The 14948-nt window shown below is 46.3% G+C and carries 16 protein-coding genes and 1 other annotated feature; of the genes, 14 read left to right on the top strand and 2 right to left on the bottom strand.

The window, feature by feature from the left end:
• Positions 1 to 64: 64 nt before the first annotated feature.
• Positions 65 to 326, top strand: a binding site (T-box leader).
• A 43-nt stretch (positions 327 to 369) separates the two neighbouring features.
• The 9 genes from metG (at position 370) to M3194_RS13275 (ending at position 7914) form a co-directional block, all read left to right on the top strand.
• Entirely contained in the window at positions 370 to 2016 is a 1647-nt protein-coding gene (metG, locus tag M3194_RS13315) for a methionine--tRNA ligase (protein ID WP_251654565.1), read from the top strand.
• Positions 2017 to 2277: 261 nt separating this feature from the next.
• Positions 2278 to 3114: an EcsC family protein gene (locus M3194_RS13310; protein ID WP_251654899.1), complete on the top strand. Its 837-nt coding sequence runs from the start codon at positions 2278 to 2280 to the stop codon at positions 3112 to 3114.
• A gap of 190 nt (positions 3115 to 3304) precedes the next feature.
• The gene (locus M3194_RS13305; RefSeq protein ID WP_251654564.1) at positions 3305 to 3466 is read left to right on the top strand and encodes a hypothetical protein; all 162 of its coding nucleotides are present in this window, start codon (positions 3305 to 3307) and stop codon (positions 3464 to 3466) included.
• 282 nt (positions 3467 to 3748) lie between these two features.
• Complete coding sequence (locus M3194_RS13300) at positions 3749 to 4300, top strand: hypothetical protein (protein ID WP_251654563.1); 552 nt, start codon at positions 3749 to 3751, stop codon at positions 4298 to 4300.
• A 273-nt stretch (positions 4301 to 4573) separates the two neighbouring features.
• A complete protein-coding gene (locus tag M3194_RS13295; protein ID WP_251654562.1) occupies positions 4574 to 4903 on the top strand; it encodes an NIPSNAP family protein in 330 nt (109 codons plus the stop codon).
• A 24-nt stretch (positions 4904 to 4927) separates the two neighbouring features.
• On the top strand, positions 4928 to 5467 hold the full coding sequence (locus tag M3194_RS13290; protein WP_251654561.1) for an NAD(P)H-dependent oxidoreductase: 540 nt from the start codon (positions 4928 to 4930) through the stop codon (positions 5465 to 5467).
• A gap of 71 nt (positions 5468 to 5538) precedes the next feature.
• On the top strand, positions 5539 to 6282 hold the full coding sequence (locus M3194_RS13285; RefSeq protein ID WP_251654560.1) for an SDR family NAD(P)-dependent oxidoreductase: 744 nt from the start codon (positions 5539 to 5541) through the stop codon (positions 6280 to 6282).
• A 96-nt stretch (positions 6283 to 6378) separates the two neighbouring features.
• On the top strand, positions 6379 to 6696 hold the full coding sequence (locus tag M3194_RS13280; RefSeq protein ID WP_251654559.1) for an NIPSNAP family protein: 318 nt from the start codon (positions 6379 to 6381) through the stop codon (positions 6694 to 6696).
• 141 nt (positions 6697 to 6837) lie between these two features.
• Complete coding sequence (locus tag M3194_RS13275; RefSeq protein ID WP_251654558.1) at positions 6838 to 7914, top strand: NAD(P)H-dependent flavin oxidoreductase; 1077 nt, start codon at positions 6838 to 6840, stop codon at positions 7912 to 7914.
• Positions 7915 to 7924: 10 nt separating this feature from the next.
• Here the strand turns inward: M3194_RS13275 and M3194_RS13270 are convergent, their stop codons facing one another.
• Entirely contained in the window at positions 7925 to 8794 is an 870-nt protein-coding gene (locus tag M3194_RS13270) for a LysR family transcriptional regulator (RefSeq protein WP_251654557.1), read from the bottom strand.
• Between the two features lie 131 nt (positions 8795 to 8925).
• Between M3194_RS13270 and M3194_RS13265 the strand changes: the two genes are divergently transcribed.
• The 5 genes from M3194_RS13265 (at position 8926) to M3194_RS13245 (ending at position 13766) form a co-directional block, all read left to right on the top strand.
• Complete coding sequence (locus tag M3194_RS13265) at positions 8926 to 10095, top strand: YbfB/YjiJ family MFS transporter (RefSeq protein ID WP_251654556.1); 1170 nt, start codon at positions 8926 to 8928, stop codon at positions 10093 to 10095.
• 31 nt (positions 10096 to 10126) lie between these two features.
• The gene (locus M3194_RS13260) at positions 10127 to 10696 is read left to right on the top strand and encodes a TetR/AcrR family transcriptional regulator (RefSeq protein WP_251654555.1); all 570 of its coding nucleotides are present in this window, start codon (positions 10127 to 10129) and stop codon (positions 10694 to 10696) included.
• A 153-nt stretch (positions 10697 to 10849) separates the two neighbouring features.
• On the top strand, positions 10850 to 12361 hold the full coding sequence (locus tag M3194_RS13255; protein ID WP_251654554.1) for a spore germination protein: 1512 nt from the start codon (positions 10850 to 10852) through the stop codon (positions 12359 to 12361).
• Positions 12358 to 13521, top strand: a complete 1164-nt coding sequence (locus tag M3194_RS13250; RefSeq protein WP_251654553.1) for a Ger(x)C family spore germination protein — start codon at positions 12358 to 12360, stop codon at positions 13519 to 13521. Before M3194_RS13255 ends, M3194_RS13250 begins: the two co-directional genes overlap by 4 nt.
• Positions 13522 to 13532: 11 nt before the next feature.
• Positions 13533 to 13766 carry a hypothetical protein gene (locus M3194_RS13245; protein ID WP_251654552.1) on the top strand — a complete coding sequence of 78 codons (234 nt, stop codon included), beginning with the start codon at positions 13533 to 13535 and terminating at the stop codon, positions 13764 to 13766.
• 2 nt (positions 13767 to 13768) lie between these two features.
• Here the strand turns inward: M3194_RS13245 and M3194_RS13240 are convergent, their stop codons facing one another.
• Positions 13769 to 14869 carry a GerAB/ArcD/ProY family transporter gene (locus tag M3194_RS13240; protein WP_251654551.1) on the bottom strand — a complete coding sequence of 367 codons (1101 nt, stop codon included), beginning with the start codon at positions 14867 to 14869 and terminating at the stop codon, positions 13769 to 13771.
• Positions 14870 to 14948 lie beyond the last annotated feature (79 nt).

Below are 14948 nucleotides of genomic sequence, written 5' to 3'. Positions count from 1 at the left end.
ATGATAGCCACGCCTTGACTCTGGATTAAATATCCAGTACAATTCCAGTAAATTGAATATTCAGATAAAAGCTAAGACGAGAAGAGTACCAGGATGATGTCTTTCTACAGAGAGCCCCGACTGCTGAAAAGGGGTAAAGAATAGTCTTGGGAACATGGCCTCTGAGCAGCGCATCGAAACCATTTATGGTTGTAGGCTGCGCCGGAACCCGCATCCGTTAGCGTGCTAGGGTATACACGCTTCTTGCGTCGTACCTGAAGAGGTTAGTGCCGCAAGGCATTAATAAAATTGGGTGGTAACACGTGAGCGCAACTCTCGTCCCTTCGGGATGAGGGTTTTTTGTGTTTATCAAATAAAGGAGGAGTGTGCATGAAGAACATTTTTATTGGCGGTGCCTGGCCTTACGCGAATGGTTCCTTGCATCTAGGAAGGCTCGCAAGCTTGCTGCCCGGAGATGTGTTGGCACGCTATTATCGCTCAAAGGGTTTAAACGTATTGTATGTTTCGGGAAGTGATTGTCACGGCACTCCTGTTGCCGTTCAGGCTATCAAGGAAGGCGTAACACCGGGCGATATTGCAGATCGCTTTCACCGAGAGTTTAGCGAATGCTTCAAGCAGCTAGGCTTTACTTATGATCTGTACACGCGAACGGACCAGCAATTTCATCATCATGTCGTTCAGGATCTGTTTCTCCGTTTGTTGAACAACGGATATTTGTATAAGAAGGAGATCCTCCAGACGTATTGCGAGACGGATCAACGATTCCTGCCGGACCGATATGTGGAGGGAGTATGCCCGGTCTGCGGAAACCGTGCCAGAGGTGATCAGTGTGATTATTGTTCAACCTTATTAGATCCTGCAGACCTGACAGACAAGACCTGCAAGCTATGCGGCAATCCGCCCATTGAGCGTCCAACCGAGCATTATTACCTCGAGCTCTCTCGACTCCAGGAGGAAATAACAGAGTACGTGAATCATGCCGAGGGCTGGAAAGACAATGCCGTGCAGCTAACCGAAAGATACCTGAAGGAAGGACTTCAGGATCGTGCGGTCACAAGGGATTTAACCTGGGGCGTAGATGTTCCGGTTGAAGGCTTCGAGGATAAGAAAATCTACGTCTGGATTGAAGCCGTCAGCGGCTACTTATCTGCAAGCAAGCAGTGGGCGGCTGAGACAGGCGGGAGCTGGGAGCCGTTTTGGCTCGAGGGAAAGGAGACAATTACGGCATATTATGTGCATGGGAAGGATAATATCCCTTTCCACACGGTCGTTTGGCCGGCCTTGCTTATAGGAGCAGGGAATCTGCATTTGCCGGACCGGATTGTCTCGTGCGAGTACATGACCTTGGAAGGGAAAAAGTTCTCGACAAGCAATAACTGGGCTGTATGGGTTCCCGACATTTTGAGGCGTTATCAGCCAGATTCCATTCGTTATTTTCTGATTGCGAACGGTCCTGAGAACCGGGATACCGACTTTTCATGGAGGGAGTTCATTCATAGCCATAACGGAGAATTGCTTGGTGCATTCGGGAACTTTGTTAATCGGACGTTAGCCTTCATCGACAAATCGTTTGAAGGATATATTCCTGAAGGGAATATCAGTGAAGAGTGGACCAGAGCTTTGGAGGAATGTTATCTCAAATCCGGTGCTCTGATTGAAGAAGGAAATCTGAAGGAAGCTATTGAGCTGACTTTCATATATGTTCGCCGAGCAAACAAGTTCTTTGACGAGCAAAAACCATGGCTCCAATATAAAGAAAACAAAGCAGCCTGCGGGCAAACGCTTAATACTTCCGTGCAGATCATAGGGAATCTGGCTAACTTGCTCAATCCGTTTATTCCTTTCTCCTGCGAAGAGATTAGAAAATTCCTAACCATGGATGAACCGGAGTGGAGGCTGATTACCGTTCCCTCCAACCGAAAAATCCAAAACCTGAAAATTTTGTTCGAGCGTTTCGACATCAGCCGGATTGAAGAAGAAACAAGCTTATTGGAGGCGCAGAAAGGGGGTATTTAAACATACCTCCTCCTTACAACTTCAATGAATCGGAATACCGTAATACCAGATGTACAAAGACACTCCGATTAGTTCCACTACTTATCCTCCAAAAAGCAATTTCCAGTTATTGTTACCTGTTTCAATGCGAAGTATTACCTTCAAACTTGAACGTTATGATGTCATTTATTGGAGCAGCTTCTTGCATTTTCTGAAACCTCACCGTGCATTTTACAGTATGTATGGCTAAAGAGAATTGAAAGGTGAGGGGTCCAATACATGATGACAAATACAGAAGACATATCGTATCTTAGGCAGGAATTAGTCCAGATTGAACAATGGGAGAAAGAACAGAAGGATTTGTTTTTCTGGGAGAAGCTTGGCAGATTGCCATTTGCACTCTTGGATCGAATTACTCCGAAGTTCATCCAGGATAAAATAGGCATGGCGCTTGATGAGCTTGGAGGCTATGTGCAGAACGGCGGACGTTATTTGATCAGCAAGGAGCAAATGTACCGCAAATTTTTCCCGAACGGCCTTATAGATGCAGAAACGGCATTGGATCAAATCGCGCAGCTTCCACTCGGCAGAATGGATCAAGTCGCAGGAAACATAAGCAAAACAATCAGTAATACCGCCACGGTACAGGGAGCAAGTACTGGAATTGGAGGTATTTTCACACTAGCCATCGATATTCCTCTCCTGCTGGGCATGTCCATTAAAGCGCTGCAAGAGATTGCAATCAGCTACGGCTATGACCCGAATGAGAAAACGGAACGGATCTTTATCGTGAAATGCCTGCAATTCTCCTCCTCCGATATCGTTGGCAAAAAAGCTATTCTTGAAGATCTCGCTGCCTTCCATACGGGTGAGCAAAGCAGGCAGGTATTATCCCAGCTGCAAGGCTGGCGAGAGGTTATGCTTACTTACAGGGATAATTTTGGCTGGAAAAAGATGTTTCAGCTGATTCCGATCGCGGGTGTCCTGTTTGGTGCTTACCTGAACCGCTCAACTCTTCAGGATGTCACGGAAGCAGGGAGAGTCATGTACCGGAAACGCAGAATTATCGAGAAATTGAGAGCTGCCGAAGTAAAAGGACAAGAGAATCTTTCTAATTAACCTATGAACAACATATTACAGCTGCCTGGTATGGCAGCTGTATTTATTAATGAGGGTATCCTTAGAACTTACACCGAATACAGTCGTTCACAAATAAAGATCATTTTTGACATGATAATCGGTAATCGCAACTATGATAAAGAATGAATCCGAAGTTATAGTTCTAGGTAAGGGGAGAGGGGATGTATAAATGGAGACGTTCGGTAGGGGCTGCCTCTGGCTTATTATTGGCGCCGTAGGATTGTTGATCCTCGCCTTCATCACGCAAAGCACGATTCACATTCCTTGGTTCATATTCATCCCAATCGTGATACTCGTGTTCTGGATTGCTTCTAAGAAGAGCAAGAAATAGACGATATTTGTCATCAATATTATTGAAGGATACTATATTCGACAAACAGCAGAATCCTTGTCATATATAATGTTTATAAGTGCGAATAAGAAGAAATGAGGGGTTATTTCATTGAAATTGGCGTAGGGGCCTGGAATGCTGCAGATACGGAGAGTTTGTCTGCATTTGCTTTTGGAGGTGTAATTGCGTTACTGACTGTTGTAATTAACGCTATTCGAATACAGCAGTATGCTACGTGGCAAACCGTCGAATCATATCCAAAGAGATCTGGAGGCATGAGCATTGAGACTAAGACTTGAACAACGGGACAGGAAAAGTTACAGCTTACTTCACGAAGATGTAGAACTGGAGTTATATGCAATAGAACGATCAGGGTTCTTTAATATAGAGATCCCGGGACTGATGAAAGCTACACCGGGTATATTGGGCGGCAAACAGAATCGCTATAAGCTAGAGAACGGAGAGATCTACAATCGCAAAGAAGGATTCTTTATCTTTGGATACATGATGTCCCATCTAAGTACAAATTTTGAAGGGTATGAAGTAGGTAAAGGAAGAAAGGGACATTTCTTCTGCATTTATGAAGGCGAGCAGCAAGTAGCCTTAATTGAAAAGGACCGAAAAGTCATTAATAGTAAGGACACCTACACGCTATTTGTTCAGGAACCCGAACTTATTGACATCGTTAAAATCTTCGCTATTCATTGGGATTGTACAAGCTACGGTAATCGAACAGGCGGCAATCTGTATTCCAAAGAGGTTTCGTTTGCATGTACGATTAACAAATTCGTCAACAGCAAATATGACCCGACATTTAAGTCGCGTTGTATCTAAGGGCAGCCGGCATCGGTTGCCTTTATTAATTTGCCCATTGCTGAACTGATCTAGATATCTGGTTATCAGATATGCAGCATCTTTATTTCGTATTATGCACGATACACCGAGTATTGTATTATGAATGAGCGGACAACATGAACAACAACAACGCGAGCAAATGAAGAATCAACAAGCAGTATGGTGAGTAACGTTTCGTTAGCTACTTTAACTATCTATTAATAGGTAAGAAGATGCGGAACCCATGAGCCACTAAAAGAAGGAGGTGAAGCGATGTTATACGAGTTGCGAATCTATGATATCCATCCTGGCAAGATGCAGGCCATTAAAGACAGGTTCAAGGATCATGTCATTGCGTTATTTGAGAAGCATGATATGAAGGTGAAGCTGTTCTGGGAAGATTCCGAGGAGGCAAACAACCGGCTTTATTATGTGGTTGAACATGCCGATATGCAGCAACGCAACCTTAATTATGGTCGTTTCCGCGACGATCCTGAATGGATGGAATTAAGACGAGTGACTGAGCTGAATGGAGCTTTAGTGTTGAAGCAAGAGAGTATTTACATGAAAGACGTAACGTTTTTCGAAAACAAAATCAACTAAACATACAAAAAGGAGCAACTAACAATGAAAACACTAGTAATTGTAACTCACCCGAACATGGAAGCATCCCGCGTAAACAAAGCATGGGTAGAAGAATTGAAAAAACAAGGCGATATCACGATTCACGAATTGTACAAGGCTTACCCGGACGAAAATATCGACGTGGCGAAAGAACAACAACTGGTTGAAGCTCATGACCGTGTCATCTTCCAATTCCCGCTCTTCTGGTACAGCCCGCCTGCATTGCTCAAAAAATGGTTTGATTCGGTATTGCAATACGGATGGGCGTTTGGACCTGAAGGTGATAAAACAGCCGGCAAACAGCTCGGTGTAGCGGTTTCGACTTACGGATCCGAAGAGTCGTATCAATCAACAGGCTTTAACCAATTCACCATTCAAGAAATTTTGCGTCCAATTGAAGCTACGGCTAAATTCATCAGTGCATCTTATCTGCCTCACTTTACGCTGAACGATGTTTCTAACCTTACTGACGAACGTTTGGCACAAAACAGCGCCGACTACATTCGTCATTTGAATAGCGTAAAACCAGTAGTAAATGTTTAATACGCGCTAAAGTTAAAATTGATTTTAATAAAGCCTATCTATTAATAGGTACAAAAAAGGAGAATGCAGACATGTCTATCCAAGGTAAAGTTGTTGTCATTACAGGCGGAAGCAGCGGCATGGGACTAGCCGTTGCAGTTGAATTGGTAAAGCAAGGAGCTAATGTTGTCATTAATGGCCGCCGCGAACAAGCGCTGGCTGATGCGGCCAAGCAAATTGATCCGACAGGTGAGCATGTCGCTTATATCGCTGGCGATATCTCCAACCCCCAAACCGCTGAACGTTTAATCAACGTGGGAATTTCGCGCTTTGGCCGTGTTGATACGCTAGTGAACAATGCAGGCATTTTTCTGGGCAAGCCATTCGAGGACTATACGGAAGAGGAATTCAATTCCGTGCTGACCACCAATGTGGTAGGCTTCTTCCATATCACTCAACGTGCGGTAACTCATATGCTGGAAGCGGGTTCCGGACACATTGTCAACATCACGGCAAGCGGTGTTTCAGAGCAGCCTATCAAAGAAGTACCGGCGGTACTTGCTGCATTAACCAAAGGCGGGTTGACAACCGCAACAAAATCGCTCGCTATCGAATATGCGGACAGAGGCATTCGCGTAAATGCTGTTGCACCTGGAGTTATTAAGACACCTATGCATGCGGTAGAGACGCATGATTTCTTGGCCAAAGTGCATCCAATGGGCCGAATGGGCGAGGCTGAGGATATTGTTAATGCTATTCTTTATCTGGAAGCAGCAACATTCGTAACCGGCGAGATTCTTCATGTGGATGGCGGTCAAAGCGCCGGCAAATGGTAAGACCAAGCGCCTATATTCTCCAATCAGGTTTAACTTGAATGAATCAGGTGAAACTTATTCGAAAGGCACAAAATTCACTCGGAGGAGATGAGGTTCATGTTGTATGAACTACGGATCTATGATGTCGTTCCCGGTCAAATGCAGGCGCTGCTCGATCGGTTCCAGTACCACACAATAAGACTCTTCGCTGAGCATGACATGAAGATAACGGACTTTTGGGTGGATGCCGACGAGTCAGCCAACCGCCTGTATTACATTGTGGAGCATAGAGACTTGGCTTCGCGCGAAAGTAACTTCAAACATTTCATGGAGGATCCCGAGTGGCTGGCCCTAGTGGAGAAAACCGAAGCAAACGGCCCTCTGCATGAGAAGATTGAGGTTATCTATCTGAATAAAGCCCCTTTTATGAAGTAATCGATATGCTATCTGATATCTCCATTCGAGATACCAGATAGCATTTTTATATATTATTCATGAACGCTGCTTGAAGGTATACTTGAGGAAGGAAGCCATACACCTTAAGCTGCGAATCGAATCCTAAAGGAGTGAACGCTCATGCAAATCACGCTGCAAACCAAACTATGCGAACAATTTGGAATCCAATATCCGCTCTTCCTCGCGGGGATGGCAGGCGGACCTTCTACGCCGGAGTTGACGGCTTCCGTATCCGAGGCAGGTGGACTTGGCACTCTTGGGGCGGCCTATATGGAACCGGAGGATATACGAGCCGCTGTAAGACGTATAAGAGAACTAACGGCTGCGCCTTTTGGAGTTAATTTGTTTGTATACCAAGCCGGCGATGATCATACGCGAATGCAAGAGGTTCAAAGCGAGCTGAACAAGATGCGTCAACAACTCGGCATTCCAGCCTCGGCGGGCAACGATGTTCGTTCAGCCAACTGGTTTGAAAAGCAGTTTGAAGTGCTCATCGAGGAGAAAGTTCCTGTCATCAGTACGGCATTTGGCATATTGCCGGCTGCATATATGCAAACGGTAAAAGCGGCAGGTCTTAAGGTAATCGCAATGGTAACGACTGTGCGCGAGGCAATGCTAGCAGAAGAGAGCGGCTATGATGCCATCGTTGCCCAGGGCAGCGAGGCGGGAGGGCATCGCGGTACGTTTACCATTGATGATCACCCGATGGGAGCAAATATCGGTACGATGGCGCTTATCCCTCAGATAGCGGATCGCGTATCCATTCCCGTTATTGCGGCGGGAGGCATTATGGATGGCCGCGGTCTTGCGGCTGCGTTGATCCTTGGCGCGCAAGGCGCGCAACTGGGTACCCGCTTCCTGACCGCAGTTGAAGCCGGGACCAATCAGTCATACCGAAAGGCATTGCTGGCTAGCGACGAAGAAAGCACGGTGCTTACCAAGGCATTTTCGGGAAGGCCGGCTCGCGGGATCAAAAACGCGTTTATTCAGCAATGGGAAGAAAGCGGCATAGCCCCGCTGGCATTTCCCACTCAGAATACGGTCACTCGCGATATCCGAAATGCGGCAAGCAAGCAGCAGAACTCGGAGTATCTATCCTTATGGGCGGGGCAGGGAACAAGGATGCTGACGGAGGATCAGACAGCCAAGCAAATTGTAGAGGATATCATGCATCAAGCCCAGGCAATCCTTCAATAAAAAAAGCCCATTATTCAAAATGGGCTCGCATCTCCGATAAGAAGGTGGATAAGGCGGGGGTAATCAATGCGTCATTGCGTCTGATAAATACGGTTGTAACGATGGTATGCATCCCTGGAATCGTGTGAATGCGGATTTGGCCTTGCTGTTCCTGCTCGGTTACGATGGAGCGCGGCAGTAGAGAAATGCCAAGGCCGGCGCCAACGCAACCAAGGATCGTTTCAAGCGATCCGAATTCCATCAGTTTGACCGGTATGATGCCTTCGTCATGAAGCATCTGATTTAACCTTGCCCGGTAGGAGCAGCCGCTGTGGAACACGAGCAGCGTTCGCGATTGTATATCATGAATGGACTCGATAGCCGGATGAGCGGTTGAGGTGACAAGGACCAGCTCCTCATCTACCACTTTCTCCTGAACCAACTCGGGATGATCGACAGGACCCGCCACGAACGCTCCATTCAGCTCATAATGAAGAACGGCATGTATATGCCTGTCGGTAGGTCCCGTCATTAGATTGAAATCGACAGCCGGATAATCGGCATGATATTTAGCAAGCAGAACAGGCAATCGAACAGCGGCGGTCGTTTCCATCGAACCGATATACAGCGGACCTGTTGGAACGGAAGAGTCTCCAACGGCCGATCGGGCTTCCTGGATGACATGCAAGATTTTCTCCGCGTAAGAAACCAGGATTTGCCCGGAAGGGGTAAGCGTAATGCCGCGATTATGACGGTAAAAAAGCTGGGTTTGCAGATCAGCCTCCAGCTGTTGAATTTTATGAGTAACATTGGATTGGGCGAAATTTAATCTTTGGGCCGCTTTCGAGATGCTTCCTTCTTTTGCGGTGGTGGAAAACACTTTGAGTAACTGTATGTCCATAAAGACCTCCGGTTGATTTAAGTTTGACCTTGATATCTAAAAAAAAGATATCTAAATAACATTATTGCATTAATATATGATAACAAAATTACGAAGGAATGAACAGAGTCTCCAAAGAAACGAGGAAGCATATGAGAAAAAACACCTTAATTGTTCTCCTTGGCGGCATAGCGGCCATGATGGTCGCGATGGGGATAGGGAGGTTCGCTTTCACTCCGATTCTGCCCATTATGATGGAACATCATTTGTTCTCCGCGGCAGGAGCGGGTTATCTGGCTTCAAGCAATTATTTGGGCTATTTAATCGGCGCGTTTATTCTTACGCTAGTCCAAGTGAATAACCGTTCCATTCTGCTGTTCGCGGGGTTAATCATAAATATTGCGACGACCTGGGGAATGGGGGAATTCCATGGTCTCGAAGCATGGTTATTGCTGCGGTTTTTATCCGGTCTGGCAAGCGCGGCCGTGTTTGTTATCGCCTCCAGCATGATCATGGACCGATTATCGGCGAAACAGGCAGGACTATTCTACGGAGGGGTAGGCGGCGGCATTCTTCTGACCGGCGTTTCGGTACCGCTTCTCGCACAAAATGGTGGATGGAGCGACATTTGGAAAGGACTTGGTCTGATCAGTCTGATCTTGGGCCTGGCAGCCTGGTACTCGTTAGGCGGCAGACATTCCGGCGCGAAGACGGCTATAACTTCTCCTCACCAAACATCTCCTGCCGTACGACGAATTCTAATCTGTTTGACGATTGCCTATGGCCTTGAGGGCTTGGGCTACATCGTGACGGGAACTTATCTCGTAGCGTACGCCAAGACGGTGTCGAGCATACCGAATATGGCGTCGCTCAGCTGGATGCTGGTTGGGATCGCTGCTGCGCCGTCTTGTATCATTTGGTCGATGCTTGCCTCCCGGTGGGGAAAGAAATGGACTTTGACCGTTGCGATGCTTTTGCAATCCATCGGTATTGGGATTCCCGTACTCTTTCATTCAGAAGCCTCGATTTTCGCAGGCGCTATACTATTTGGAGCAACCTTTATGGGAATCACCATGCTGTTTGTTGCTTATGCCAAGGATTTGTATCCGACGAACAACCGCAGAATAATCGGTTTATTGACTACGTTCTTTGGTCTTGGTCAAATAATCGGTCCGCTAATTGCGGGCCATCTGATCTCGGGCAACGGCGGTTACCTGACCGCGTTGATTGGCGCAGCCTTCATCGTCTTCTTAGGCGCCGTAAGTCTGCCGCTTGGTATCGGCCGAACTGACCGACAGCGGCTGGAGCTTGCGAGATCATGAATAACATTCTACTAAAAGGCAGATTAACGATATGACAAAATCGAAAAATACGTCAGAAACGATACTGGATATTGCTCAGTCCTTAGTTCAGGAATTCGGCTTTAACGGATTCAGCTATGCGCATATTGCAGATAAAGTAGGGGTAAAAACGGCAAGCATTCATTATCATTTCCCCAATAAGGAGGATTTGGGTGAAGCGCTGATTGTGCGTTATCTCCAACGTTTTGTTGCAGCAACGGCTCATCTTGATTCCGTAACGAAGAATTCGAAGGAAAAGCTGCGCAAGTATACCTTGCTATATAGCGAACCTGTTCAAGATTTTTGTACCTGTCTAAGCGTTATGCTCGCCAGCGACGTGGCTACTTTGCCCGAGAAAATGAGGGAAGGGTTAGCTCGGTTTTTCGAAGCTAATCTTACCTGGCTGGAACGCGTGCTTGATGAAGGGCGCCGTGAAGGGGATTTGCATTTTGAGGGGGCTTCCCATTTACGCGCGCATCAAATCCTTGCCTCATTCCAAGGCGGGCAATTGCTCGCCAGAAGCTTTCGGGATCCGGGCAAGTTTCATAGGATTGCGGAAGAAGCACTTTTCGCCTTGTCTTAACCAAAGAGCCTGGGGTTGACTCAGTACAACAGTCAATCTCCGGGCTTTTCGTGCTTTTTGGCGAGCGCGGCTGGCCGTATAATTTGAAACTCGCTATCCATACTATGGGAATGGGATTCTACAGCCTTAATCGGCCGATCAGGAGGAGATTTGATGAGGAGGTTCAGGAAAGGAATAACGAATCACAAATTTAATCACATTCTTAAATCGAAAAGCACGCTGCTGCAGGAAGACAAAGACTTGTTATTCACGGCGGATATCGAGCAAAACGAAGCCTATTTCAAAGAGGCGTTTGTGGATTGCTATGATGTGGTATACCGCAGGATAGACATCCACTCTAACTTGCAGTGGCTCGTTGTTTACATAGATAGCCTGATCGATAAAAAGACGCTTGAGGAATATATATTGAAGCCGCTGCAAAAGAGTGAAGGCGGAGAAGCTGCCAATGAACTGGTCTCCATTGGTACAATGACCAGCTCCGACAATGTATCCGAAACCATCGCAAAATTATTTCAAGGACATGCGGTCATTCTTACGGAGGGATGCAGCGAAGTAATGACCGTATGCATTCCCGGCCTATCCAAAAGAAGCATTGAAGAACCGTCCTCCGAGCCCGTTATACGCGGTCCCAAGGAAGGCTTTATCGAGCAGCTGTCAACCAATCTGGGTCTGATACGCGCCAGACTCAAAACCTCCAAATTCAAGACAGAATGCATGGTTATCGGTGAATACTCCCAGACTCAAGTCGTTATTACCTACCTGAAGGGTATCGTTGACGATAAGGTCGTTGACCAGGTCAGAGCAAGATTGCAGTCGATTCAGGTCGACGGGATACTCGACTCCGGATATATCGAGGAGTTTATAGAAGATCAGCCTTATTCTCCATTTCCCCAAGTCCATAGCACCGAACGTCCGGATGTAGTAGCAGCTGAATTGCTTGAAGGAAAAGTAGCCATTCTGGTTGATACGAGCCCTTATGTCCTTATTGTTCCGATGACCTTCTGGTCAGGCATGCAGTCAAGCGAAGATTTCTATATTCGTTGGCCAATTGCTACGTTTGTCCGGTGGATTCGATTCCTCTTCGTCCATTTTGCCATCTTTGCGCCTGCGCTTTATGTAGCGATTACGACCTTCCATCAAGAGATGATTCCAACTAATCTGGTGCTGAGCATTGCCGGTTCAAGGGAAGCGGTTCCTTTTCCCGCGATGGTTGAAGCTTTATTAATGGAGGTTATCTTTGAGGCACTGGTGGAAGCCGGGATTCGCATACCCAAACAGATCGGCCCGACGATCGGGATCGTTGGAGGCCTTGTCATCGGGCAGGCAGCGGTGCAAGCCGGTTTGATCTCCGCTCCGGTCGTCATAATCGTATCGATCACCGGGATTTCTACGTTTACGACACCGAGATACAGCTTAAGAAACGGGATCCGCCTGCTTCGTTTTCCCGTGTTGTTCTTGGCGGGAACTCTAGGCTTGTATGGCATTGTTCTAGGCTTCCTGGGCATCATGCTGCATGTCACTTCGCTTCGTTCCTTCGGGACACTTTATTTTTCGCCGGTATCGCCGCTTAAGATGTCTGCCTTTAAGGATGTTTTCATCAGAGTCCCGATCAGATTGAAACTCCTTTTTAAGACAACGCCTGATCAGGAGGGGGGGAATAGATGAGAACGTTAAAATGCGTGCTGCTGCTTCTTGTTGTCATCACCATGAGCGGCTGTTGGGATCGCATGGAGATTAATGATCTTGCGTTTGTGACGGGTACCGCAATAGATCTAACAGACGATGGGAAATTATATTGTACGCTGCAACTAGCCGTTCCAGGATCGAAAGAAGGAGGAAGCAGCGGAGGGGGAGGCGGGCATAAAGGAACCTTTTATGTGATATCCGCAACGGGGACAAGCGGGACGGAGCTTCATCAAGCTCTGCAGAAAAAAAGCTCGCGCAAATTATTCTTCTCTCATCGCAGCGTTGTGTTTATAAGTGAACGTCTGGCTAGGCAAGGCATTCAGGAAGCACTGCTCGATGTCTTTACCCATGATCCGAGAAACCGCTTAAAGACCTATCTCGTGCTGGTAAAAGGAGGAGATGCCAAGGATATTCTGGAATTAAAATATCCGTTAAAGCAAGTGCCAATCGAAGTGGTGAACGAAATGCAAAAGTCGGGAGATGATGTAACCGTCACCTTGCGCGATTTCTACATTATTAATCAAAGCGAAGGGAAACATGCGGCACTAGGAGCAGTGGAACTCGGAGATCGGCTAAAAGAATCGCAAGAGCAATTATTCCAGTCTGCGGGCACCGGTGTTTTTGATGGAGATCTTAAGCTGACCGGGATGCTGGACGAGAAAGAAACTTTGCGGCTGGTGTGGCTCATGAATAAGCTGAGGTTCGGTCGAGTTACGGCGAATATGCCCAAGGATTACGGTGAAATCGGATTGATATTGAATCAAGCAAGCAGCACGATAAAGACAATAATCGACGATGATACTGTGCGCTTCAAGATTCTGCTGGAGGGGAAAGGGATGATAGAAGAGAATAACACTACTCTCGATATCAATAATCCAAACCAATTGAAAATTATAAAGCAAGGAATGGAAGATACCATTAAACAGCAAGTAGAGCAGCTATTGCTAAAGCTTCAGAAGAAATACAAGTCGGATTGCGTAGGCTTTGGCCAAGAAATCTATAAGAATAACCCGGCGATGTGGAATAGGATAAAAGGTCAATGGGATACCCAATATCAGGAGGTAACGACATCGGTTCAAGTGAATCTAACGATAAATGGAGCCGGTATGGTGCACTCTACTCTCGAAATACGAAAATAGGAGATGCAATAATGATCGTTCTACAATTAATAGGCTTCATAGCCGTGATGCTCGGCTGGTCTATTTATCAAGTGCAGAAATTTTCATCTCCCAATCAGCGTTCTGCAGCTGTTACATACAGCTGTTTAATGGGAATAACAATGATCGCCGGCTCGTTATTCATCGCGCATATTCCATTGCCAAGCTCAACTACTCTGCTAAGAATCGTATTTGAGCCTGTCGGGAAAATGATTTTGCGGCAATAAAGCTAATGCACCGATTTCTTCCAGCCCCTCTTGACCGAATCAAGGAGGAGAAGGACAAGGGGGAGGGCGAAGTGCGTAAAAAAGGCATAGCTTGGATAGGTATAGTTCAGATAACTCCCCAAGTCCGTCGAGTAATTTTTAAATACCGTTACGGATCCAATAACCGACAAAATCGTTATGGGAATAACCAAATCCTTATAGTTCTTTATGTTGAACAATTGTCCGATACTCAGGCAAATAATAAAGATCGTAATCGATATTTTGATAAAGCAGCCCATCACCCATATCGCTACCGCAAAAGCTTCCAGCCTCTCAAAACTTCCTTTTATGCCAATGTACTGAATGACGCTTAACACGGGAAATACCAGCTTCTCCGTTAACGGACCAAAGACCATGATAAGAGGCAAGAGCGTAATAAAGAGAAGACCCGAGATAATCAACAAAGATGTGTATGAGGCCCTTGCCGCTTTCTTGGGTTGATTCAAAAAGGGAAGAAGCCATCCCAATACAAAAAATTGCGTGATATAAGCAACAGGGAACACGGTTGCCTGCAGGACAGGAAAAAGGCCATTGCCCATTACCGGACGGAGTCTCTCCGGGTCCGATTCTGCAAGCATGAGAATCAGAAGAGGGATGAGGAGAATGAAATTAAGGATGGCAAGGTACTGATTGCACCTGGCAATCGCTTCAATTCCCATATAGACGGCAACGCAACACAAGATCGCAAGCGTTAGACTAATCATGATAGAAGGAGTATTCATAAGGAAAACCGTATTAATAAACTGGATATGCTGATTCAAGATAATGAAATCGAAATTCAACCATACATAAATCAGATAAAAGCCTAATATTTTCCCCAGCCATTTGCCTAAGATCTCGGAGCCGTACTGGATAATCGTCATTCCCGGGTAACGCTTCGACAACTGAATCATCATCCAAATATTTATTGCTCCAATTAGCGTAGAGGGAAATATCGTAATCCACGCATCCTGCTTGGAGATGTTTGACATTAACCCCGGAATGACTAGAATGACGGTAGGAGCGATAAAGGAAAAAACCAATAAGCATAATTGCATTCCCGATATTTTTTCTGCGGACTCCATTCGTGGTCTCCTTCTGTAAAAATCGAATATCACCAAGTATTCCCAAGTTAACATCTATCATACGGATTGAGGGGAGACG

The organism is Paenibacillus glycanilyticus (genome assembly GCF_023715145.1).
GTDB classification, from domain to species: domain Bacteria; phylum Bacillota; class Bacilli; order Paenibacillales; family Paenibacillaceae; genus Pristimantibacillus; species Pristimantibacillus glycanilyticus_A.
Note: the sequence above shows the minus strand (reverse complement) of the source record. Positions and strands in the feature narration are given on the sequence as shown.

Coding starts and splice junctions, on each gene's coding strand:
- metG (WP_251654565.1), top strand. CDS start 370: ATGAAGAACATTTTTATTGGCGGTGCCTGGCCTTACGCGAATGGTTCC.
- M3194_RS13310 (WP_251654899.1), top strand. CDS start 2,278: ATGACAAATACAGAAGACATATCGTATCTTAGGCAGGAATTAGTCCAG.
- M3194_RS13305 (WP_251654564.1), top strand. CDS start 3,305: ATGGAGACGTTCGGTAGGGGCTGCCTCTGGCTTATTATTGGCGCCGTA.
- M3194_RS13295 (WP_251654562.1), top strand. CDS start 4,574: ATGTTATACGAGTTGCGAATCTATGATATCCATCCTGGCAAGATGCAG.
- M3194_RS13290 (WP_251654561.1), top strand. CDS start 4,928: ATGAAAACACTAGTAATTGTAACTCACCCGAACATGGAAGCATCCCGC.
- M3194_RS13285 (WP_251654560.1), top strand. CDS start 5,539: ATGTCTATCCAAGGTAAAGTTGTTGTCATTACAGGCGGAAGCAGCGGC.
- M3194_RS13280 (WP_251654559.1), top strand. CDS start 6,379: ATGTTGTATGAACTACGGATCTATGATGTCGTTCCCGGTCAAATGCAG.
- M3194_RS13275 (WP_251654558.1), top strand. CDS start 6,838: ATGCAAATCACGCTGCAAACCAAACTATGCGAACAATTTGGAATCCAA.
- M3194_RS13270 (WP_251654557.1), bottom strand. CDS start 8,794: ATGGACATACAGTTACTCAAAGTGTTTTCCACCACCGCAAAAGAAGGA.
- M3194_RS13265 (WP_251654556.1), top strand. CDS start 8,926: ATGAGAAAAAACACCTTAATTGTTCTCCTTGGCGGCATAGCGGCCATG.
- M3194_RS13260 (WP_251654555.1), top strand. CDS start 10,127: ATGACAAAATCGAAAAATACGTCAGAAACGATACTGGATATTGCTCAG.
- M3194_RS13255 (WP_251654554.1), top strand. CDS start 10,850: ATGAGGAGGTTCAGGAAAGGAATAACGAATCACAAATTTAATCACATT.
- M3194_RS13250 (WP_251654553.1), top strand. CDS start 12,358: ATGAGAACGTTAAAATGCGTGCTGCTGCTTCTTGTTGTCATCACCATG.
- M3194_RS13245 (WP_251654552.1), top strand. CDS start 13,533: ATGATCGTTCTACAATTAATAGGCTTCATAGCCGTGATGCTCGGCTGG.
- M3194_RS13240 (WP_251654551.1), bottom strand. CDS start 14,869: ATGGAGTCCGCAGAAAAAATATCGGGAATGCAATTATGCTTATTGGTT.